The sequence below is a fragment of the Thauera sp. AutoDN2 genome, assembly GCF_051280715.1.
Taxonomy (GTDB): domain Bacteria; phylum Pseudomonadota; class Gammaproteobacteria; order Burkholderiales; family Rhodocyclaceae; genus Thauera.
In genome coordinates this window covers 13270-33259 of record NZ_JBNCAR010000021.1, presented here as the reverse complement: position 1 = coordinate 33259, position 19990 = coordinate 13270, and the positions used below count along the sequence as shown (strand labels likewise).

General features: G+C 66.4%; 23 protein-coding genes and 1 pseudogene. 14 read left to right on the top strand and 10 right to left on the bottom strand.

The window, feature by feature from the left end; translation table 11 throughout:
- The first annotated feature begins 52 nt into the window (after positions 1-52).
- Entirely contained in the window at positions 53-2026 is a 1974-nt protein-coding gene (locus ACPT9U_RS12035) for a CHASE domain-containing protein (RefSeq protein WP_435751111.1), read from the top strand.
- Positions 2027-2029: 3 nt separating this feature from the next.
- On the opposite strand, the gene ACPT9U_RS12030 is transcribed toward ACPT9U_RS12035, so the two are convergent.
- Both ACPT9U_RS12030 and ACPT9U_RS12025 read right to left on the bottom strand, forming a co-directional pair.
- Positions 2030-4168 (bottom strand): YgiQ family radical SAM protein, encoded by a 2139-nt coding sequence (locus ACPT9U_RS12030; protein ID WP_435751123.1) that lies wholly within the window; start codon positions 4166-4168, stop codon positions 2030-2032.
- Between the two features lie 413 nt (positions 4169-4581).
- Complete coding sequence (locus tag ACPT9U_RS12025) at positions 4582-4785, bottom strand: DUF3079 domain-containing protein (protein ID WP_435751110.1); 204 nt, start codon at positions 4783-4785, stop codon at positions 4582-4584.
- Between the two features lie 159 nt (positions 4786-4944).
- Between ACPT9U_RS12025 and ACPT9U_RS12020 the strand changes: the two genes are divergently transcribed.
- From ACPT9U_RS12020 to ACPT9U_RS12005, 4 genes are all read left to right on the top strand, one after another.
- On the top strand, positions 4945-5535 hold the full coding sequence (locus ACPT9U_RS12020; RefSeq protein ID WP_435751109.1) for a DUF1282 domain-containing protein: 591 nt from the start codon (positions 4945-4947) through the stop codon (positions 5533-5535).
- A gap of 140 nt (positions 5536-5675) precedes the next feature.
- A complete protein-coding gene (gene sdhC, locus ACPT9U_RS12015; protein WP_435751108.1) occupies positions 5676-6062 on the top strand; it encodes a succinate dehydrogenase, cytochrome b556 subunit in 387 nt (128 codons plus the stop codon).
- Positions 6059-6400, top strand: coding sequence for a succinate dehydrogenase, hydrophobic membrane anchor protein (gene sdhD / locus ACPT9U_RS12010; protein WP_435751107.1), 342 nt, complete (start codon positions 6059-6061; stop codon positions 6398-6400). Before sdhC ends, sdhD begins: the two co-directional genes overlap by 4 nt.
- 17 nt (positions 6401-6417) lie before the next feature.
- Positions 6418-7113 carry a succinate dehydrogenase iron-sulfur subunit gene (locus ACPT9U_RS12005; protein ID WP_435751106.1) on the top strand — a complete coding sequence of 232 codons (696 nt, stop codon included), beginning with the start codon at positions 6418-6420 and terminating at the stop codon, positions 7111-7113.
- A gap of 25 nt (positions 7114-7138) precedes the next feature.
- Here the strand turns inward: ACPT9U_RS12005 and ACPT9U_RS12000 are convergent, their stop codons facing one another.
- The gene (locus ACPT9U_RS12000; RefSeq protein WP_435751104.1) at positions 7139-8053 is read right to left on the bottom strand and encodes a hypothetical protein; all 915 of its coding nucleotides are present in this window, start codon (positions 8051-8053) and stop codon (positions 7139-7141) included.
- Between the two features lie 122 nt (positions 8054-8175).
- Between ACPT9U_RS12000 and ACPT9U_RS11995 the strand changes: the two genes are divergently transcribed.
- Both ACPT9U_RS11995 and fdxA read left to right on the top strand, forming a co-directional pair.
- Positions 8176-8532, top strand: coding sequence for a hemerythrin domain-containing protein (locus ACPT9U_RS11995; RefSeq protein ID WP_435751103.1), 357 nt, complete (start codon positions 8176-8178; stop codon positions 8530-8532).
- Positions 8529-8918: a ferredoxin FdxA gene (gene fdxA / locus ACPT9U_RS11990; RefSeq protein WP_435751102.1), complete on the top strand. Its 390-nt coding sequence runs from the start codon at positions 8529-8531 to the stop codon at positions 8916-8918. The genes ACPT9U_RS11995 and fdxA overlap by 4 nt, the downstream gene beginning before the upstream one ends.
- A gap of 258 nt (positions 8919-9176) precedes the next feature.
- Here fdxA and ACPT9U_RS11985 read toward each other — a convergent pair whose 3' ends face one another.
- The 7 genes from ACPT9U_RS11985 to parS all read right to left on the bottom strand — a co-directional run bounded on the left by ACPT9U_RS11985 (position 9177) and on the right by parS (position 11832).
- Positions 9177-9299, bottom strand: a complete 123-nt coding sequence (locus ACPT9U_RS11985; protein WP_435751101.1) for a hypothetical protein — start codon at positions 9297-9299, stop codon at positions 9177-9179.
- An 88-nt stretch (positions 9300-9387) separates the two neighbouring features.
- On the bottom strand, positions 9388-9543 hold the full coding sequence (locus tag ACPT9U_RS11980; RefSeq protein ID WP_435751100.1) for a hypothetical protein: 156 nt from the start codon (positions 9541-9543) through the stop codon (positions 9388-9390).
- Between the two features lie 21 nt (positions 9544-9564).
- Positions 9565-9750 (bottom strand): hypothetical protein, encoded by a 186-nt coding sequence (locus ACPT9U_RS11975; RefSeq protein WP_435751099.1) that lies wholly within the window; start codon positions 9748-9750, stop codon positions 9565-9567.
- Entirely contained in the window at positions 9743-10198 is a 456-nt protein-coding gene (locus tag ACPT9U_RS11970; protein WP_435751098.1) for a PEP-CTERM sorting domain-containing protein, read from the bottom strand. Before ACPT9U_RS11970 ends, ACPT9U_RS11975 begins: the two co-directional genes overlap by 8 nt.
- A gap of 293 nt (positions 10199-10491) precedes the next feature.
- Positions 10492-10821: a cupin domain-containing protein gene (locus ACPT9U_RS11965; RefSeq protein WP_435751096.1), complete on the bottom strand. Its 330-nt coding sequence runs from the start codon at positions 10819-10821 to the stop codon at positions 10492-10494.
- 28 nt (positions 10822-10849) lie between these two features.
- Entirely contained in the window at positions 10850-11362 is a 513-nt protein-coding gene (locus ACPT9U_RS11960; RefSeq protein WP_435751095.1) for an RES family NAD+ phosphorylase, read from the bottom strand.
- Complete coding sequence (gene parS, locus ACPT9U_RS11955; protein ID WP_435751094.1) at positions 11362-11832, bottom strand: type II RES/Xre toxin-antitoxin system antitoxin; 471 nt, start codon at positions 11830-11832, stop codon at positions 11362-11364. The genes ACPT9U_RS11960 and parS overlap by 1 nt, the downstream gene beginning before the upstream one ends.
- A gap of 183 nt (positions 11833-12015) precedes the next feature.
- Here parS and ACPT9U_RS11950 point away from each other — a divergent pair, with 183 nt between their 5' ends.
- The 7 genes and pseudogenes from ACPT9U_RS11950 to ACPT9U_RS11920 form a co-directional block, all read left to right on the top strand.
- Entirely contained in the window at positions 12016-13092 is a 1077-nt protein-coding gene (locus ACPT9U_RS11950) for a hypothetical protein (RefSeq protein WP_435751093.1), read from the top strand.
- Positions 13089-14792: a single-stranded-DNA-specific exonuclease RecJ gene (recJ, locus tag ACPT9U_RS11945; RefSeq protein WP_435751092.1), complete on the top strand. Its 1704-nt coding sequence runs from the start codon at positions 13089-13091 to the stop codon at positions 14790-14792. The genes ACPT9U_RS11950 and recJ overlap by 4 nt, the downstream gene beginning before the upstream one ends.
- 214 nt (positions 14793-15006) lie before the next feature.
- Positions 15007-16111 (top strand): peptide chain release factor 2 gene (gene prfB / locus ACPT9U_RS11940; RefSeq protein ID WP_418363215.1). Its coding sequence is split into 2 segments (ribosomal slippage): positions 15007-15087 and positions 15089-16111, totalling 1104 coding nucleotides; the frame shifts between segments, so codons are not numbered across the junction.
- A 3-nt stretch (positions 16112-16114) separates the two neighbouring features.
- On the top strand, positions 16115-17398 hold the full coding sequence (locus tag ACPT9U_RS11935) for a hypothetical protein (protein WP_418363216.1): 1284 nt from the start codon (positions 16115-16117) through the stop codon (positions 17396-17398).
- Positions 17399-17414: 16 nt separating this feature from the next.
- On the top strand, positions 17415-18128 hold the full coding sequence (locus ACPT9U_RS11930) for a hypothetical protein (protein ID WP_418363217.1): 714 nt from the start codon (positions 17415-17417) through the stop codon (positions 18126-18128).
- A 4-nt stretch (positions 18129-18132) separates the two neighbouring features.
- The gene (gene trmA, locus ACPT9U_RS11925; RefSeq protein ID WP_435751091.1) at positions 18133-19239 is read left to right on the top strand and encodes a tRNA (uridine(54)-C5)-methyltransferase TrmA; all 1107 of its coding nucleotides are present in this window, start codon (positions 18133-18135) and stop codon (positions 19237-19239) included.
- A gap of 45 nt (positions 19240-19284) precedes the next feature.
- A pseudogene (locus ACPT9U_RS11920) lies at positions 19285-19395 on the top strand (AAA family ATPase); the annotation flags it as partial.
- Between the last annotated feature and the right edge of the window lie 595 nt (positions 19396-19990).

Below are 19990 nucleotides of genomic sequence, written 5' to 3'. Positions count from 1 at the left end.
CCTCGGTGGGAATCGTGGAAAACTGCAGACATGCAATCGAGGATGAATGCCCATGAGCGTGGCGACCCCAAAGCCAGCCTCATTCCAGACCGGCTTCACCCTGCTGGACCGCAAGTCGGTTGCCTGTGTGGCACTGAGCCTTGCGCTCGCGGTGACGCTGGTGACGTGGCGTCATTTCGACCTGCAGTTCGAAAGCCGCACCCAGGAGCGCTTTCGGCTGCGCGCTGAAATCGAGCACGGGCTGCTGCTATCGAAACTCGAGGCCTATGAACAGATGCTGCGCGGGGTCGCCGGATTATTCGCGGGGAGCGAACGCGTGGACCGCTGGGAGTGGAGCGCCTATATCGAAACCCTCGACCTGAAGCGCTTTCTTCCGGGCGTACAATCCATCGGCTACGCCCCGGTGTTCGGCGCGGACAAGCGCGCAACGGTCGAGCGCGCGGTGCGCGCAGAAGGCTTCCCCGGCTTTCGCATCCATCCGGAAACCGAGAACGACACGCAAAGCAGCATCGTATTCATCTCGCCGCTCGACGCAGTGAATGCCCCCGCCTTCGGCTACGACATGCTGACCGAGCCCAAGCGCAGGGCTGCAATGGAAGCCGCTCGCGACAGCGGCACCACGACGCTGAGCGAAGCGGTGATGCTGATCCAGAGCGCTCCGGAGCGGCCCATGCCGGGGTTCCTGATCTATCTCCCCGTCTACACCGCCCATGCGGACGCAGAAGCCTCACCCTCACCGGATAACAAGCTGCAGGGCTACGTCTTCGGCGCATTTCAGACGCAGAGGATCATGGAGCGCGTGTTCGGCGTATCTCCCGGCGCGATGGGCGTGGAGCTCTTCGACGGCAGCGTTGGCGAGCACCAGCGGATGTTCTCGAACGTGCCGGACGGGCATGCCTCGGCATTCAGCGCCACGCTGCCGGTCGAGTTCGGCGGGCGCACCTGGGTCGCACGCTTCAGCAGCACAAGGCACTTCGAGACCCTGGCGGTCAACCGCACGCCTGCGCTTGTACTGGTGGGCGGCCTCGCCCTTGACCTGTTGCTGTTCGCAATGCTTTACATCAATGCGCATCACCGCCAGCGCATGTCCACCGCCGCGACGCGGCTGGCCGACAGCCGCGAGCAGTTCCGCACCCTGGTGGAAAACGTGCCGGGGGTGGTGTTCCGCTCCGAGCCCCGAGCCCCATGGCGCTTCATTCACGTCAACCAGCGCATCGAAGGCCTCACGGGAGCAGACGCACTGCGTTTCATGAACGGGGAGCTCACCTTTGGCGACTTCATGGCCGAGAATGACATCCCGCACGTGTCCACGCGGATCGAGCAGGCGATCGCCACACGCAGCCCCTACGAAATCGAATACCGCATCATCGACCGCAGCGGGCGGCAGCGCTGGGTCAGTGAGCGCGGGCAAGCGCATGTCGATGCCACGGGGCAGGCGCAATGGCTGGACGGCGTGATCGTGGACATCACCGAACAGCGCGCTGCAGTCGAAGCCGTGCGCAACCTGGCCTTCGTGGACACGCTGACGCAGTTGCCCAACCGCCGCTTCCTGCTCGACCGCCTGCGTCAGGGCATTGCCAACAGTCGCCGCAGCGGGCGTCATGGTGCCCTGCTCTTCGTCGATCTGGATCACTTCAAGATGGTCAACGACATGCACGGGCACGACGCGGGTGACCAGCTCCTGTGTGAAGTCGGCACGCGGCTGCGGCAAAGCGTCCGCGAAGGCGACACCGTTGCCCGGCTGGGCGGGGACGAGTTCGTGGTGATGCTCGAAGACCTGGGCGACACCGGCGCAGAAGCCAGCGAAAAGGCCCAGCATATCGCCGAGAACGTCCTCGCAGCGCTCAACCGCCCCTTCATTCTCGACGGCAAGGCCTGCCACAACACGCCAAGCATCGGCATCAGCGGCTTCAGCGGTGCGGACGAGCGCGCCGAAGACCTGTTGCGCCGTGCGGACGAGGCGATGTACCGCGCCAAGGCCGGCGGGCGCAACCGCTTCGCAACCACGCCGCAGGCGATCGCGTAGTCGTCAGGCTCGGCCGCGGCGCGGCCTCCCGACCTGCGGGGGGTTTCCGGCTGTGGGCTTGGATCCGCTCTTGGGTGTGCTCGCGGGCGCACTGCTCGGCACCTTCTTGCGGGCACAGTGCCCGCCTTTCTCCTTTCGCGCCCCTGCCGCAAGCGCTGCGCCAGGCTGGTGGCGCGGAACGAGGCAGTGCGGGCCGTTGCCGATCAGGTCTGCGCGCCCCATCTGCGTCAGCCCCTCGCGCAGGGTCGGCCAGTTTTCCGGGTCGTGCCAGCGCAGGAAGGCCTTGTGCAGCTTGCGGATCTTCCCCGCACGAGCCGTTTCCACAACCTCGGAATCGGCCGAGACCTTCTTCAGCGGGTTCTTGCGCGCGTGGTACATCGTGGTCGCCAGCGCCATTGGCGTGGGCAGGAAGGTCTGCACCTGGTCGAGGCGGAAGTTGTTCTTCTTCAACCACAGCGCCAGGTTCAGCATGTCCTCGTCGGTCGTGCCCGGATGCGCAGCGATGAAGTACGGCACCAGATGCTGCTTCTTTCCCGCCTGCGCCGAGAACTTGTCGAACATCTGGCGGAATTCCTCATACGCGCCGATGCCCGGCTTCATCATCTTGGAGAGCGTGTTCTCCTCGGTGTGTTCGGGCGCGATCTTGAGCAAACCGCTGACGTGATGGGTGACCAGTTCCTTGACGTACTCCGGTGAACGCACCGCGAGGTCGTAGCGCAGTCCCGAGCCGATGGTGATGCGCTTGACCCCGGGCACCGCACGCGCCTTGCGGTAGAGCTCGACCAGCGAGGAATGGTCGGTGTCGAGGTTCTCGCAGATGCCCGGATACACGCAGGACAGTCGGCGGCAGTTCTCCTCGATCGCCTTGCTCTTGCAGGCCATGCGGTACATGTTGGCGGTCGGCCCGCCGAGGTCGGTGATGTGGCCCTTGAAGTCGGGTGACTTGTCGCGGATCTCCTCGATCTCGTGGAGGATCGATTCGTGCGAGCGGCTCTGGATGATGCGCCCCTCGTGCTCGGTGATCGAACAGAAGGTGCAGCCGCCGAAACAGCCGCGCATGATGTTGATCGAGAACTTGATCATGTCCCAGGCCGGGATGCGTGCATCGCCGTAACTCGGGTGCGGTGCGCGGACGTAGGGGCGGTCGTAGACGAAGTCCATCTCGGGCGTGGTCAGCGGCACCGGCGGCGGATTGATCCACACCTCGCGCGCACCCGGCCCTTCGCCGTGACACTGCACCAGCGCGCGCGCGTTGCCCGGGTTGGATTCGAGGTGGAACACCCGAGAGGCGTGGGCGTACATCACCAGGTCGTCCTTCACCTGCTCGTAGGACGGCAGCCGGATCACCGTGCGCGCGCGGTCGGCGCGGCGCGCGGCCACTCGCTCGGCCGCCGGCACGATGCGCACCGGCTGCGCACCGTCGGCGGCAGCCTTGGGCGCGGCGGCCGTCGGCTCCATCGCGTAAGGGTCGGGATGCGCATCGATGCGGCCCGGTCTGTCGAGCGCGAGCGAATCGACCTCGTGCCATTCGTTCGACGGCTGCCAGCCGGGCTTGACCATGAAGGCCGTGCCGCGCAGGTCACGGATCGCCTCGATCGGCTCGCCCGCTGCCAGCCTGTGGGTCAGCGCCACCAGCGCACGCTCGGCATTACCGAACAGCAGGATGTCGGCCTTCGAGTCCGGCAGCACCGAGCGCCGCACCTTGTCCGACCAGTAATCGTAATGCGCGATCCGGCGCAGCGAGGCCTCGATGCTGCCGATGACGATCGGCGTACCGGGGAAGGCCTCCCGGGCGCGCTGCGCATAGACCGTGACCGCGCGATCGGGCCGCTTGCCCGCCTCGGCGTTGGGCGTGTAGGCATCCTCGGAGCGGATCTTGCGATCCGAGGTGTAGCGATTGACCAGCGAATCCATGTTGCCGGCGGTGATGCCGAAATACAGACGCGGCTTGCCCAGTGCGCGGAAAGGCTCGGCCGAATGCCAGTCCGGCTGGCTGAGGATGCCGACACGGAATCCGTGCGCCTCCAGCAGGCGCCCCACCAGCGCCATGCCGAAGCTGGGATGGTCGATGTAGGCGTCGCCGGTCACCAGGATGACGTCGCACTGGTCCCAACCGAGCGCGTCCATCTCCTTGCGCGACATGGGCAGGAAGGGCGCAGCGCGGCGGCCCGCGACTGCACCGTCGACGATGCTGGAAACCTCTGATTCGACAACGGAAAGCGCGGCACTGGAGGCAGGATTTGATCGCATGATGGGCGCCATTGTATAGGGCGTAACGGGCCGGTGCGCCACCGTTACGCCCCTACCCGCCGGGTACCGCCCGCCACGCTCGTCCCGGACCATGATCCGGCGTCCAACCCGGGCGCGGGCGGGTTAAGTCACGCCGCAAGGTGCAAGTCACCTGCCATTTGTCCCTGAGGCGACGGCGAAGGGCAGCTTCTTCATCCTGCGAACTGACACGACTACTGTTCAGCTTTGTTCACTGGCTCCGACCTGTCTGTCCTCCACTCCGCCTGCCCCTTGTTATTACGCAACGAATGCCGCAGGCGCCCTTTTCAAGACGCTCCGCGACCCGTGCTGGTGTCGACTTCCAGCCCCCAGTCACCGTGCAGGTACCAGTCCTCCCCAAGCATCTCGGCAGGATGCATCGTTCGACCAGAACCGTTTCCACAGCCGCGCGCATCGGTCGCGCAATACTTGTCGCATCCCCAGCAGATACGTTCGGGTTGCTTTGGATTCAAGGGGAAGGATTTGCGCATGTCATGCTCTCCTTCGGATGTCGAGGGGTTCGCGCTGGTGTGCCTCGCTGCCGTGCCTTTGGGGCCAACGCGGAGCCCGCCCAAAAAAAGAACAGCGACACTTTACATCATGCCGTGATATAAAAGATCTCCTTCAGCTCTCCCCGCTCCCGATCGATCATGTTGCCCCTTCACCTGCCGCCAATGCTCTGGTCCTCTGATGCTGCTTGGGGCGAGATCTCCCGCCGTCCGCCGTCGTTGATCGCGACCGCCTTCGGGCTGGCGCTTCCGGCAGCGATGGTGCCCCCCGCCATACTGTTGCACGCCACGGATCTCGGCTCTGCGCACTACTTGCCTGCGCTTTCAGCCTCGGGTTGGCAGTTCGTCGAATTGGCGCTGATTGCCGCGCAACTGGTGGGTTTCCTGATGGTTCTGTGGTTGGTCAGGGCGGTTGCAGGGACACGTGGCGCAAAAGCGAGCGCGCGCGATGCATTCATGCTTACGACGGTGTCCCTGTTGCCACTTTGGCTGTCGTCCTTGGCGCTCATCCAGGACGAGATCCTTCCCGTTCTGGCGATCCCAATACTGGCAATCGGCGCTTCAGTCGCACTGCTGAAGAGGGGCGCGCGCTGCGTGCTGGGAATCCGAGAAGACATCGTTGCACTCGAGCTTGGCCTCGTCGCAATTCAAGGGGGAGTCCTGGCTTGGGCTGCAACGATGGTCGTGCTTCTGATTCCCGGCCTTCCGGCTGCGCCTCACCCGGCTAATTGACGCAGGCCTCCACCCCGCAGAGCGTATCCAAAGGCGCGCGGGCATGGCAGCGGCCGGCACTGCGTCAACCTGTGGTCTATGGTTCGAATACGAGCCATTCCGCCGCCGCTGGCGGAGGCTCGAACTGTCGGGGGGCCCATATGGAAAGGCATTCTCGTCGCTTGCCGGTATTCCTGAATCTGGCGCAGATCCGCTTTCCGATCGGTGCGATCGCGTCGATCGCGCATCGGGTGGCAGGGGTGCTGCTGTTCATTGCCCTGCCCGTCGTTGCCCTGATGCTCGACGCCTCGCTGCGCACCGAGGCGGGTTTCGTGGCGGCGCGCGATCTGTTTTCGTCGCCCTTATGGGGCGTGACGGCGGCGGTGCTGTTGTGGGCGCTCATGCATCACGTGCTGGCCGGGGTTCGCCACCTGCTGATGGACGTCGGCGTGGGCAGCGAGCTTGTGCGGGCACGAACCAGTGCGCGCCTGGTCCTGGTCGCAGCGCCTGCACTCACGCTGGTGATTCTCGTCTGGGGGCTGACATGAGGCTGTACGACGGCCAGCGGGCATGGGTGGTGCAGCGCATCAGCGCCTTGCTGCTGCTGGTGCTGATCGTGTTCGGCGTGCTTGCGCTGCCCTTTGCGTCGCCGCTCGATTTCGCCGGGTGGCGCGCCTTCGCCGGCGGCGTGCTGGGCGGGCCGCTGATCGCGCTGCTGTTCGGCGCCTTGTGCGCGCACGCCTGGGTCGGGATGCGCGACATCGTGCTCGACTACATCCAGCCGCGCGGACTGCGGCTGGCGGTGCTGAGCCTGATCGCGATCGTGCTGCTCGGCGTGCTGGTGCGCGTGCTGTTGAGCCTGGCCACGGTGGCGCTCACCGCCTGAGCGGCGAAGGGACGGACATGAAACTGAGCATCTATCGCTACGACCCGGAGACGGGCGATCCGCCGCGAATGCAGGCCTATGACGTGCAGCCGGAGGCGGGTGACAAGAAGCTGCTCGACCTGCTGATGCGGCTGCGCGTGCAGGACGACAGCCTGTCGTTCCGGCGCTCGTGCCGCGAGGGCGTGTGCGGCTCGGACGCGATGAACATCAACGGCCGCAACGGCCTCGCCTGCCTGACCGCGCTCGACGGGCTGAAGGAGCCGATCGTGCTGCGCCCGCTGCCCGGCTTTCCGGTGATCCGCGACCTGATCGTGGACATGACGCAGTTCTTCGCCCACTACCACTCCATCCAGCCCTGGCTGATCAACGACGACCCCCTGCCCGAACGCGAACGGCTGCAGAGCCCGACCGAGCGCGAGCGCCTGAACGGGCTGTATGAATGCATCCTGTGCGCCTGCTGCAGCGCGTTCTGCCCGTCCTACTGGTGGAATCCGGACAAGTTCATCGGGCCTGCGGGGCTGTTGCAGGCCTACCGCTTCATCGCCGACAGCCGCGACACCGCCACCGCCGAGCGCCTGGACTTTCTCGACGACGTCTATCGCCTCTACCGCTGCCGCACGATCATGAACTGCACCGAGGTCTGCCCGAAAGGCCTGAGCCCCTCGCGCGCGATCGAGCACATCCGCCTGGCGCTGCTGCGGCATTCATCCTGAAACACCGCGCCCTGCTGCGTTCCCTTCACCGCGCGCGCAAACGAAAGTGGGCGCTGCAGCCTTCGAGTTCGAGCAGGTGAGGCAGCAACTCGGAGTGCTCGTGTACGTGGAACACGAAGCGCGGTACGTCCCGCCCGGTCGCCTGGGCCATGAAGGGTTCGCCCCAGAAGCTCAGCAGGGCCTCGCAACCGCCGCTGTGCTGGCTGTCCGCGAGAATAAAGGAGAGTGTGCGCTCCAGCTTGCACCAGCGTGGCGGGCGAACACGCGCATGACCGGCGCAAGCGGCGATCTGGGGCGCGATCGTGCTGTCCCACAGCTCGCGCTGGCTTTCATCGAGCACGAACTGGATCGACCCGACCGCCGGGTTGTCGATGGCCGGTCGCAGCAGGGCGTCGAAGAGCGCGGGGGTGCGGTACATCGACAGGCACACGTTGAACCAGATCGAGTCTCCGCTCATCGCAAGCAGGAAGCGGTGATACGCCGTCTGCAACTGGCGCGGCCCGATCAGGGCCAAGCCCGGACGCACGAGTGCGGCCTTCAGGCTGTCGACCGTATGCCCCATGCGCTCGACCTGCTCGGCGGTCAGCTCGTTGTTGCGGCTGTGGCGCATGAAATTGATGAACAGCAGGCCCACGAGCGCCAGCAGGATCGGAAGCACGACCGTCTCATCGACGATGTGCAGCAGGTGCAGAACGATGGCCACGAAGGCGGCGGCGATGCCGGCGATCGCGTCCCACTCCCAGCTCATGGCCTGACGGATCTTCATCGCTTCCCCTCCACTGTTTTTCCAACATAGCACAGCCCCCCGAAAGGCCTTGGCACCGGCCTTGGTTTCGGTCCGGCGCTCGGCCAGTTCCTTGACGGTGACGCGCCGCTCGGGGCAGGCCCCGGGGTACATGAGGGCCCGAAGCGCGTAGCCGTTGTGCTGTGTGATGTTCATAGCCAGAGCGTGCAGGTAAGTGACTGCCAACAGCATGCTAGCAACAATAGATTCACATCAGTTGACTCTTTTAAAGAGGAGTTCTAAATTCTTCTTTAAAAGAGTCATTACAGGAATCCGCCATGAAGCGCCACACCCGCCTCGCCCAGTTGTCCCGTGAGCATCACACCGCGCTGCGTCTCGGCAGGCACTTGCTCGCCGGCGGCGCCCGGGCCGAGCTCGGCGCCGAGCTTCCCGGCATCAAAGCCCATTTCGCGGAGGAGGAGCGCGACCTGCTGCCGCTGCTCGAGACGGATCGCCACGGCGCGCTCGCCGAACGGCTGCGCGCCGAGCACGCCCAGCTCAGGCTTCTTTTCGCGGCGGCGCTGAGCGGCAGGGACGAAGCGCAGGCCGGGCAGGCACTGATCGATCACGTTCGCTTCGAGGAGCGGGAGCTCTTTCCCGTGCTCGAGACCCTGTTCGAGGAGAAAAGGCCATGACCCATGTCGTCACCGAGGCGTGCATCCGCTGCAAGTACACGGATTGCGTGAGCATGTGTCCCGTCGATGCCTTCCGCGAAGGCCCGAACTTCCTGGTGATCGATCCGGAGGAGTGCATCGACTGCACCTTGTGCGTGGCCGAATGCCCGGTGGATGCGATCGTGCCGGAAGGTGAGCTCACCGATGCGCAGCGTGAATACCTCGCGCTCAATGCCACGCTGGCGAAGGCGTGGCCGCGCATCGTCGAGGCGCATCCGGCGCTGCCCGATGCGGACGTGTGGGCGAAGGTGGGCGAAAAGCGGGAGTGGCTCAAAGCCTCGGGAACGAGTCACACAAGCGTTGCTTCGCCGGCCGTCCGGCCAGCGCCGATACCAACAGTTCGATGAAGTGGAGACCTGCAACTCGCTGGGACTGAGTGCCATGCGGCCGCAGTTGGGCACCTTGCTGCCGCTCACCTTGGTACAACCTGACTGGCAGGTCAGGCTGATGAATACGTCTTGGGTATCCGGCAGGCTTCACAGCGGTGCTCCCGCTCGAGTGTCCTTGGAGCAAAGAGACTAACCGACAGTCCTTGGCCGGATGCCGCGATTGGCAGACACATCCTGATAGCTGCTCGTCGACCGAAAGGTATGGTGGGTGTCAGGTCAGGCCGACAAGTCCTTCCGGGGCAGATCGAACTCTGCTTCCAACTGCGCGAAGGCCTTGTCGTAGCCGCTCAGCCACGCCAGTTCGCGGGGGATCTCGTCTTCCAAAGCCTGTTGGATCATGCGGTGAAGGCCGACAGCGCATCCATCGCTGCATCCAGATCCGGCGAGTTGCCGAACTGCTCCTTGGTGCTGTTCACCGCCTGCTCGATCAGCGTCTCGCACTCGAGCCGCTGCCCTTGAGCGCGTTGTTCACGTAGAGCAGCTTGTCACCCTCGGTGAGCTCGCCGACGAAGAACTGGTTCACCCGCGCGATGATCTCGTCGAGCGCGGACTGATCCTTGCCGCGCAGCGCCACCTCGCCCACGTGCTCGACCTCGAACGTGTCTTAAAAGCCCAGGCCGTCGAGATTGGCGCGCAGAGTGTAGATCTGCTCGGGATCGCTGACGCCGGCCAGTTCCGCCGTGGTGTGATAGACGCGGAAGGCGGCGAGGACCTCGTCCGGATCATTAACGAAGTCACGAAGTCGACCACGTAGGTCGTGTCCTTGCCTGGATGCGCGCGGTTCAGGCACGACGACGTCTGCACCGCCTGAATGCCGGCGAGGCGCTTGTCGACGTAAGTGCCACACAGCAGCGGCTCCACCGCGTTGCCGCCCGCCAGCACGAGAGCGCAAGGCCAACGAGCGCCACGCCCAGCAGCGCAAGCGTACCCGGCTCAGGGATGGTCCCATTCCCATTCCCGGTCCCATTGCCGCTGTCCGTCGGTTCGATCAAGAAACCGGCGATCGAGAAACCCGCACCAATACCGAGCTGCGATACCTGGGTCGCGGCGAGATTGCCGGTCAGCAGATCGTCCAGCGAATTGAAACTGGCCAGGAAAACCTCGGCTCCACCCAACGTATCCTGATCGGACTCGAGCAACACACGATAGGGCGCCGCCATGACGGAGGTCGAGAGCATCAACAGCGCGGCTGAAGCCCAAAGGACGAATCGGCTGAGCAGTCGAAGATATGCGCCCATACAAACCTCCACCTCTGTTTTCCTTGCCGGGGCAAGCAAGGCGCTGACCGCCTGAACAGGATTGACCAAACATCAAGTGCCTCAACCCTCGAGATGGGTGAAGCACCATTCGATCCTCGTTTGCCATCCTCGTTTGCCATCCTCGTTTGCAATCAATGCGTTGCATTCTCATTACAGGCTCTGGAGCACAGCACCTGCGCCGACTGTAAAAAATCCGACAGCTGCTTCTCCTGCTTTACGCGGACGCTAAACGCATTTACAGCTCGTCGCCCGGCTTGGAGGCATCATCGGCGCTATTTCGAGCGGTTTCGCGCGAGACGCAGGGAGGTTCTGATGCCCTTGGCCCACTGCTCAACTACATAGGGCGCCACCTGGTCCTGCTCCGCCCGATGATTGCGCGCGACCACGGCACAGGCCGCTTCAGTGGCCCTCAGACTGACGGCCTCGTGGGGCACCCCTGCCGGGACGAACAGGAACTCCCTGGCTTCGCTGATCACCTCGTGCTCGAGCTTCGTGGCCCAGCGCGTCAGCACCGTTCCTGCCAGCACATAGATCCAGGTCTCATACCCGACGTGGTCGTGCGGCTCTGACTTGGCGCCAGGCAGGATCGCCACCAGGTGCATGCTCAGCCCCCTTGAAGCCCCCTCCCCCTTACCACAGCCGCGCATCGGGCCTGTACTCGATCCGACGCGTCTTCACCCGCCCCGCATCCGGATGCGCCGGGTTGAGAAGGTAATTCCACCCCACCGGCACCACCACCGATGGCACACGCAGCAGCAAGGTGCTGCCGCGCGCCAGCCAGTCGTCGCCAACGCACTGCGACACCGCGCGGCCCACCGACCAGTCGACGTTGTCCGTATCCCAGCCTTCAGGAAGCACGACCGTCTCGGCTGCGGCCACGACCGCAGCGGGCAGCGTCGCCTCCACCGCGACCAGATCCCGTGGCGGGCGTAGCGGGGTATGCACGCGCTTCTCGAGTTGCGCCAGGGCCAGGCTGTCCGCCAGGTAGATGACCGGCCTGCCCACGCTGTTCCAACGACCGCCGACGGCCGCCGCACCGTTGCCTGCACACGAGAAATCCTCCGCGACGCACAAGCGCACCCCGGTTTCGAGATCGACCCAATCCTGCGCCAGCCGCCACAAGGTGGCCCTGCGCGCAGCCATCAGGCAGCAGTGCCGGCCATGATGCGACGCAGGGCGTTCATCACGGCCTGGTGGCCCGGCGTGGTGGCGAGCAGTTCGATGGGGATCGCGCCGCCGAGCGCCGGGATCGGCGCAGCCAGCCATTCGCGGGCCGCCGCCTCATCACCGAACACGCGCGCAGCGGCGCGTTCGACATCGATCAGCCGGGCGACGCGATCGGAGTCATCCTGCGACAGGGGCTTGCCCTCGCGCACACGGCGATCGTAGGTGGCCGGCGCCACACCCAGCAGCTGCGCGAGGCTGCGTCCGCTGCGGCCGAAACGGTGGGCGAACGCGTCCAGCGAACCCGTATCAAACCCCTCGCGCACCATGTGATCGCGCTCGAGGGCCGATGCTGCGTGCAGGTAGTGCTCGATGCTCGCACCGCCAAGGACGCGCCCTGCGACGTAGGCGGCAGTGGGTTCGCGGGCGGTGGAAGGCGTCGTCTTCATGCTGGCCCCATGCAATCATGTGATTCTTTCATGTGCATCAATTGAAGGCTTTGCGCCGGCTTCTGTCAACTCGCACCCAACAGGCTCATCCGGGGCCGCTGCCCACCACGGGCGCGGGCTGGCGCGCGGCAGATGCCCCCTTGCACATGCTAGACTCGTGCCGCTCCCCATGATGCGCTTTCGATGCAGATCCAGCTCCTGATCCCCGGCCTGCTGTGGCCTACCGCAACCCTGCTCGGCCCCGCTTCCGGGCTGACGCTCGATGGGCTCGCCACCCTGCTCGGCCGCGGGTCGCGCTCGGTGCGCGATTTCGAGCCCTACGATGGTCAACGGGCAGGGCTGTTCGGCTTGCACGGCGCGCCACTTCCCCTGGCTGCACTCAGGCGCCTCGGCGAAACGAGCGCGCAACCCCCGGACGAAGACAGCCACTGGCTATGCGCAGACCCGGTCAACCTCTCCTTCGCCCGCGAGCACCTGCTGCTGCAGGGTTTCGACGACGGCCAGCTGGCGGCGGAGGAAGCCGCCGAACTGGTCGCTGCGCTCAATGAAATCTTCGCCGACCTCGGGGCGTTCGAGGCCTGCACCCCGACACGCTGGTATCTTCGGTTGCCGAAGGCCACGAACGTCACGCTGTACCCCCTGGACGACGTCGTCGGCCGACCGGTGAAGCACTTCCTCCCCGAGGGCGAGGACGCTCGGCTGTGGCAGCGCACGATGAACGAAGCGCAGATCGTGCTGCACAATCACGCGCGCAGCCGGGCACGCGAGGAATCCGGCCAGCGGCCCGTCAACAGCGTGTGGCTATGGGGCGCGGGGGAACTCGAGCCCATGCCGCGGGCGCCGGCGGCCCTGGTACAGGCCACCGACCCGCTCAGCATCGGGCTCGCACGTGCCGGCCGATGTCCGGTCGCTGCACCCAACCTCGCTTCTGCGTTGAAGCAGGACACGCTGGTCGTGCTGGACGACCTGCGCCGGCCCGCGCAGGTGCTCGATCTCGACGCCTGGCGTCGTGGCCTCCAGGCACTCGAACGCGACTGGTTCGCCCCGCTTGCCGACGCGCTGCGGCGCGGCCAGCTCGACACCCTGTGCATCACCGCACCAGGCGACCGCGGCACGCTGGTGGTCAAGAACCGCGGCAGCGACCGCTGGAAGTTCTGGCGCAAACCCTATGCTTTCGAGGCGCTGCTGAAGTCGATTGCCCCGGCACCGCTGACGACTTCCGGGCCGCCCTCGCCCCCGAATACACATTCCGACCGATGACCCGCATCCAGTCCCGCCCCGTATCGCAGCAAGCCTTCGCCCGCCTCGCGGACGCCGGCCTGCACCCGCTGCTCGCCCGCCTGTACGCCGCGCGCGGCATCGCTCGCGCCGACGAGCTCGACACCCGCCTCAAGAACCTGCTGCCACCCGAAGCGCTGACCGGGACGCAGGAAGCCGCCGTGTTGCTCGCCGACGCCATCGAGGCCGGCGCGCGCATGGTAATCGTCGCAGACTATGACTGCGACGGCGCCACCGCCTGCGCGGTGGGCATGCGCGCGCTGCGCGCCTTCGGCGCCGACGTACATTACCTGGTGCCCGACCGCGTCACCTTGGGCTACGGCCTCACCCCCGCCATGGTCGAGATCGCCGCGCGGCTCGAGCCCGACGTGCTGATCACGGTCGACAACGGCATCGCCAGCGTCGAGGGCATCGCCGCGGCACGTGCGCACGGCATGGCGACCGTGATCACCGACCACCACCTGCCCGGCGATGTATTGCCCGAGGCCGACGTGATCGTGAACCCCAACCAGCCCGGCTGCGATTTCCCGAGCAAGGCGCTGGCTGGCGTCGGCGCGATGTTCTACACGATGCTCGCGCTGCGCGCCGAACTGCGCGAGCGCGGCGCCTTTGCCGGCGGCACGGAGCCCAACCTCGCCGACCTGCTCGACCTGGTGGCGCTCGGCACCGTGGCCGACGTGGTCAAGCTCGACCGCAACAACCGCATCCTGGTGGCACAGGGTCTTGCGCGCATGCGCGCCGGCCGCATGCAGGCCGGTATCCGCGCGCTTTTCGCCCTTGCCGGACGCGATCCGGCACGCGCCAGCACAATGGATCTCGGCTTCATGATCGGCCCACGGCTGAACGCCGCCGGGCGGCTATCCGACATGAGCCTCGGCATCGAGTGCCTGATCACCGACGACGCCGGGCGCGCGATGAACATCGCCCAGGAACTCGACAAGCTCAACCGCGAACGCCGCAGCATCGAAGCCGGCATGCAGGAAGAAGCGCTCGCGCGCCTGGCCGGGATCAATGGGGAAGTAAGCTCCGGCAACCGCGCCACCGTGGCGTTGTTCGAGCCCGACTGGCACCAGGGCGTGATCGGCATCGTCGCCGGCCGCATCAAGGAAAAGCTGCACCGCCCCACCATTGCCTTCGCCCGTGCCAACGACGGCGAGCTCAAGGGCTCCGGGCGCTCGATCCCCGGCCTGCACCTGCGCGACGCGCTCGATCTCGTCACCAAGCGCCAGCCCGACCTCATCGTGCGCTTCGGCGGCCACGCCATGGCGGCCGGACTCACCATCCGCGAATCGGAACTCGCGCGCTTCGACGCAGCCTTTGAGGAGGTGGTAAGCGAGTTGCTCGAGCCCGCACAACTCGAGCGACGCATCGACACGGACGGCAGCCTGGAGTCGGGCTACTTTGCGCTCGACGCCGTGCGCATGCTCGACAACGAGATCTGGGGCCAGGGCTTTCCCGCGCCGGTGTTCGACGACGTGTTCCGCGTCGAGCGCCAGCGCCTGCTCAAGGACAAGCACCTCAAGCTCGAGCTCTCGCGCGGGGGCAGCCGCTACGAGGCCATCCAGTTCAACCACGCCGAAGGTGCGGCCGCACAGATCCACGCCGCCTACCGGCTGGGCATCAACGAATACCAAGGGGTGTCGAGCGTGCAGTTGATGGTGGAGCACTTCGAGGCAGCCTGATCCGGGCACCCGCCCGGACGAAACCCGCGCGACCGCACACACGGACGTGCGACTTCGTATGGCGCGAGGTCGCTGACAAGTCCGCCCGCACCGCGCTGCACTGCACTGCGATGGCCGTCCGCGAAACGATGCGGCACGAAACGATGCCACACACGCCCATCGACTCATGGCCGGTATAATGCGCGGTTTTCCAGATTCAGCCGGAGCCGCAGCCATGGAAGCCGAACGCCAGAACGCCATCGCCGAAAAACTCGCCGACCTCGCCGCCCGCGGTCGCGAACTACGGAGGTATCTTTGACTACGATGTGAAAGCATCGAAGCTCGAAGAGGTTAACCGCGCACTGGAAGACCCGGCGGTCTGGAACAACGCCGAACGTGCCCAGGAGCTTGGCAAGGAAAAGCGCCAGCTCGAAGACGTGGTGCTGACGCTGCAGCAGATCGACGCGCAGTCGCGCGACCTCAAGGATCTCTACGAGCTCGCCGAGGCCGAGGACGACGACGACACCTTCGAGGCGGTCGAAGCCGACCTCGTCGAGTTGCAGGAGGCGATCGAGAAGCTCGAGTTCCGCCGCATGTTCAGCAACCCAATGGACCCGAACAACTGCTTCATCGAGATCCAGGCCGGCGCCGGCGGTACCGAGGCGCAGGACTGGGCGGGCATGCTCGAGCGCATGTACCTGCGCTACGGCGAAAAGAAGGGCTTCACCGTCGAGCTGATGGAAGAGACCGAGGGCGAGGTCGCAGGCATCAAGAACTGCACGATCAAGTTCTCCGGCGAATACGCCTATGGCTTCCTGCGCACCGAGACCGGCATCCACCGCCTGGTGCGCAAGTCGCCGTTCGACTCCAACGCGCGCCGCCACACCAGCTTCACCTCGGTGTTCGTGTTCCCCGAGGTCGACGACTCGATCGAGATCGAGATCAACCCCGCCGACCTGCGCATCGACACCTACCGCGCCTCGGGTGCGGGCGGCCAGCACATCAACAAGACCGACTCCGCGGTGCGCATCACCCACGAGCCCACCGGCATCGTCGTGCAGTGCCAGAACGACCGCTCGCAGCACAAGAACAAGGCCGAGGCCATGTCGATGCTGAAGGCGCGCCTGTACGAGGCCGAACTGCGCAAGCGCCAGTCCGAGCAGCAGAAGCTGGAAGACTCCAAGAGCGACATCGGCTGGGGCCACCAGATCCGCAGCTACGTGCTGGACCAGTCGCGCATCAAGGACCTGCGTACCAACTACGAGGTCGGCAACACCCAGGCCATTCTGGACGGTGACCTGGACGACTTCATTGCGGCGAGCCTGAAGCAAGGCGTCTAAGGTTTGACTGACCCTTTCCTGTCCGACTTCCTCGCCGCAGGCGTCGACGCCGACGAGGTGCCCGAGCTCGCGGCGCTGGCCTCGGCCCGTCCGCTGCTCGACGCCTTCATCACGCTCTTCCGCGGCACCGAGCCCGAGGTGCTGATGCGCCTGCTGGTGCTGCGCGAGATCGGGCGCGAAGCGGACTCGCCGCGCTGGGCGCCCGAGGCCTTGCGCGCGCGCTTCACCTACCTCGACCCGGTCAAGCTCGAGACGGTGCTGAAGCGCCTGCGCGACAACGCCCTGCTCGCGATCGGCGAGGACGGCCACTACGCGCTGTCCGACATCGGCCGCAATGCGGTGGCGGCGATCGCCATGCTGCTGCGCTTCGGCGAGGAAGAAGACGCCGAGCTCGGCTTCCTCACCGCCCAGCTCGCCGGCCTGCAGGCCGTGGGCGGCGTCACGGCCGAATCCCTCGGCCATCTGCTGTCCAAGCTCAACGACCTCACCTGGCACTTCGAGGAGGCGATCGCCTCGGGCTCCGAGTTCCGCATCCTCGATGCACGTCGCCGGCTGTCGGCCAACGGGCGCTGGCTGGAGCGCGGCACCGAGCTGCTCAACAAGCTGCTTGCCGACCCCGAGGTCGACTTCGACATCGCCCGCGTTGCCCAACGCATCGGTCTGGCGCAGTCACGTCTCGCACGCGCAGACGCCTCTTTCCAGCGCGCGCTCAACAAGATCGAGTCGCAGCGGGTAACGCTGGGCGCCTCGGGAATCTCGTCCTCGGACGTCTCCGCCTGGCTTCGCAGCCTCGATGCGGATGCGCTCGCAGGGCTCGCGTTCGACGCGTTCGCCGCGGTGCCCGAGCTCGCACTGCTGGCCGGTGGTCACGAATTGCTCGACCGTGCCGAAAGCCAGCTCGACGGCAATGCGGTGACCGCCGCGATCGACGCGCGCCTGCCGCCTCCCGACGACACCTCGGGCGAGGTCGCGCCACACACCGAAGACCTGCGCCTGCTGGAGCATTTCACCCACCGTCTCGAAGGCCTGCCGGCGCCGCAGCCACTCCAGCGCGTGATCGCCGGCGGCGGCTTCGCGCCGGCAAGCTACCGTCTGTCGCTGCTCGCCCTGCTTGCGGATGGCGCCCGTACCGGTCCCGAGGGCGGCTCGGAGGATGGCCCAGTGAGCAGTTTCATGCGCCTGCCGCTGGAGGTCGAGTTTGGTGACACGCTCACCGCCGTCGGCGAAGACGAGATCGCCGCGATCACGCTCGGCGAAGTGCGCCCACGCAACACCGCCACGGCCTGAGCCGCCAGGACTGCCCATGGAACACGAACTCAAGACGCTCACCGCCCGGCTGCTCGCGCAGCGCTGGCTGCCGCGCAGCGACAAGCAGGTGCGCCGCGCGCTGGTAGACGAAACCTTCCGCCTCGAGCTCGACCGGCGGCTGGCCGACGTCGGCCTGCGCCTGCTCGACAACCCCTACGCCGCCCATGTCGGTGTGGCACTGCAGTCCGAAATGGCCGAGCCGGTGTTCGGCGGTGGGCGCGAATACGCCGCCAGCAATCTGGGCCTCACGCGCGACGAGATCGCGCTGCTGGTGATCCTCTGGTCGCTGATCGTGCTGCCCAAACGCGAGCGTCAGGTCACCCGCCGCGAACGGATCGACGACGGCCAGACCGACCTCTTCGGCGGCGCCGACAAACCTGTGGCACATGGCGAGTCCGTGTCCGGCACACTCACCGAGGCTTCGCTGATCGCCGACTTCGGCCCGCGCCTGGGCGGGCGCACCAAGGTACGCAACTTCATGCTCGGCAAGCTCGCCCGCCTCGGCTTCATCGAGCGCCGCAACGGCCTGATCAGCGAAGGCCCCCTGCTCGACCTTGCGCTCGACTACCGGGTGATGGCCGACCGCGTCATCCACGGCACGCTCGGTGAGGTGCTCGCCGCCGCCGGCCACGCGATGCCTGCGGCCAATGCCTTGGACTTTGCCGACGTGCTCCCGGACGAGGAAGACGCCACGGAAGAGGAGCGCTGAATCCATGGCCCTGCCCGACATCCACCCCGCGCACTACGAAGAGCAGCTTTCCACCAAGCTCGCGCGCTACCGCGCCGACTTCGCCGAATTCGACCTGCCCGAGCCCGCGGTCTTCCGCTCCGCGCCGCTGCACTACCGCCTGCGCGCCGAGTTCCGCCTGTGGCACCACGAGGGCCGCATCGACTACGCGATGTTCGACAGCGCGGACCCGAAGCAGCCCATCCTGCTCGAAACCTTCCCCGCCGCCGCCGAACCCATCGCCACCCTGATGCCGCGCCTGCGCGACGCCCTACAGGCGAGCGAGCCGCTGCGGCGCAGGATCTTCCAGGTCGAGTTTCTCGCCACGCTGAGCGGCGAGTGCCTGGTGAGCCTGGTCTATCACCGTCCGCTCGACGAGGCCTGGGAGGCGGCCGCGCGCGCGCGCGCCGCCGACCTGCAGATCCAGCTCATCGGCCGCAGCCGCAAGCAGAAGATCGTGCTGGATCGTGACTGGGTGCAGGAGGTGCTCGAGGTCGACGGCCAGCGCCTGCGTTACCAGCAGTTCGAAGGCAGCTTCACCCAGCCCAACGGCGGCGTGAATCAGCACATGCTGACCTGGGCGCGCACGCAGGCCAAGGCAGTGGGCGCACGCTCGCAAGGCCCGGGCGACCTGCTTGAGCTTTACTGTGGCAACGGCAATTTCACCGTCGCGCTGGCGCCGCTGTTCGGGCGTGTGCTCGCGACCGAAATGAGCAAGACCTCGGTGCGCGCCGCACACACCAACCTCGCCGACAACGGCGTGGGCAACGTCACCATGGTGCGCATGGCGAGCGAGGAGATCAGCGACGCGCTCGCCGGCGGGCGCCAGTACCGTCGCATGCAGGGCGTGGACCTGGCCGGCTACCGCTTCAGCACGCTTTTCGTCGACCCGCCGCGCGCCGGCCTCGACGACGGCACGATTGCGCTCGCCCGAGGCTTCGACAACATCCTCTACATCTCCTGCAACCCGGAGACCCTGCGCGCCAACGTCGCCGCGCTCGCCGCCACCCACCGCATCGCCGCGGCGGCAGCCTTCGACCAGTTCCCCTACACCCACCACCTCGAGTGCGGGCTGCTGCTGCAGCGGCGCTGAGCCTCACCGCGACCCCGGCCCATGTTCCACATCAAGACTCTCGAGCTCGTCCACTGGGACTTCTGGCGGCGCTTCTCGCTGCCGCTGGACGCGCAGATCATCACCATCGTAGGCCCCAACGGCTCGGGCAAGACCACGCTGCTCGACGCTCTGCGCACGCTGTTCGCGCTGCGCTGCTCGGGCAAGCGCGACTTCCGCCGCTACGTGCGCCGCGCCGATCGCAGCTTCGCGTGGATCCGCGCGGTGGTCGCCAACCAGCCCGGCCACAGCGGCAAGCGGCCCTTCTTCCCCTGCCTGGCGGACGAGGTCACGCTCGCCTGCCGCATCCGCAAGGCCGGCGGCGACTGGATCCGCGACTACACCATCGTCGACGGCAATCTGGCGATCGAGGCGCTCGAGCAGACCAACGACTGGATCGGCCTGCGCGACTACCAGAACCGCCTCGCCTGGGGCGGCCTGACCCCAGCCATCACCAAGGTGCTCGCGCTGGAACAGGGCGACACCGACAAGCTGTGCGAATACTCGCCCAAAGCCCTGCTCGAACTCGTCTTCGACGTCTTCGGCGACAAGGAGGTGCTGGACAACTACCAGGCCGCGCGCGAGGAGCAGAAATCCGCCGAGCGCGAGCTGGGCGAGCTCGGCATCGATCTCGACCGCCTGAAGACCCAGGCCGAGGAGAAAAAGGCCGAGGCCAACCGCTTCCTGGAGTGGAAGCAGCTTGCCGACGAAGCACAGGCGCTGGAGGCCGAGA

Bases quoted from the DNA above. Each gene is read 5' to 3' on its own strand.
- ACPT9U_RS12035 (WP_435751111.1), top strand. From the start codon at position 53: ATGAGCGTGGCGACCCCAAAGCCAGCCTCATTCCAGACCGGCTTCACC.
- ACPT9U_RS12030 (WP_435751123.1), bottom strand. From the start codon at position 4,168: ATGTCGCGCAAGGAGATGGACGCGCTCGGTTGGGACCAGTGCGACGTC.
- ACPT9U_RS12025 (WP_435751110.1), bottom strand. From the start codon at position 4,785: ATGCGCAAATCCTTCCCCTTGAATCCAAAGCAACCCGAACGTATCTGC.
- ACPT9U_RS12020 (WP_435751109.1), top strand. From the start codon at position 4,945: ATGTTGCCCCTTCACCTGCCGCCAATGCTCTGGTCCTCTGATGCTGCT.
- sdhC (WP_435751108.1), top strand. From the start codon at position 5,676: ATGGAAAGGCATTCTCGTCGCTTGCCGGTATTCCTGAATCTGGCGCAG.
- sdhD (WP_435751107.1), top strand. From the start codon at position 6,059: ATGAGGCTGTACGACGGCCAGCGGGCATGGGTGGTGCAGCGCATCAGC.
- ACPT9U_RS12005 (WP_435751106.1), top strand. From the start codon at position 6,418: ATGAAACTGAGCATCTATCGCTACGACCCGGAGACGGGCGATCCGCCG.
- ACPT9U_RS12000 (WP_435751104.1), bottom strand. From the start codon at position 8,053: ATGAACATCACACAGCACAACGGCTACGCGCTTCGGGCCCTCATGTAC.
- ACPT9U_RS11995 (WP_435751103.1), top strand. From the start codon at position 8,176: ATGAAGCGCCACACCCGCCTCGCCCAGTTGTCCCGTGAGCATCACACC.
- fdxA (WP_435751102.1), top strand. From the start codon at position 8,529: ATGACCCATGTCGTCACCGAGGCGTGCATCCGCTGCAAGTACACGGAT.
- ACPT9U_RS11985 (WP_435751101.1), bottom strand. From the start codon at position 9,299: ATGATCCAACAGGCTTTGGAAGACGAGATCCCCCGCGAACTGGCGTGG.
- ACPT9U_RS11970 (WP_435751098.1), bottom strand. From the start codon at position 10,198: ATGGGCGCATATCTTCGACTGCTCAGCCGATTCGTCCTTTGGGCTTCA.
- ACPT9U_RS11965 (WP_435751096.1), bottom strand. From the start codon at position 10,821: ATGCACCTGGTGGCGATCCTGCCTGGCGCCAAGTCAGAGCCGCACGAC.
- ACPT9U_RS11960 (WP_435751095.1), bottom strand. From the start codon at position 11,362: ATGGCTGCGCGCAGGGCCACCTTGTGGCGGCTGGCGCAGGATTGGGTC.
- parS (WP_435751094.1), bottom strand. From the start codon at position 11,832: ATGAAGACGACGCCTTCCACCGCCCGCGAACCCACTGCCGCCTACGTC.
- ACPT9U_RS11950 (WP_435751093.1), top strand. From the start codon at position 12,016: ATGCAGATCCAGCTCCTGATCCCCGGCCTGCTGTGGCCTACCGCAACC.
- recJ (WP_435751092.1), top strand. From the start codon at position 13,089: ATGACCCGCATCCAGTCCCGCCCCGTATCGCAGCAAGCCTTCGCCCGC.
- ACPT9U_RS11930 (WP_418363217.1), top strand. From the start codon at position 17,415: ATGGAACACGAACTCAAGACGCTCACCGCCCGGCTGCTCGCGCAGCGC.
- trmA (WP_435751091.1), top strand. From the start codon at position 18,133: ATGGCCCTGCCCGACATCCACCCCGCGCACTACGAAGAGCAGCTTTCC.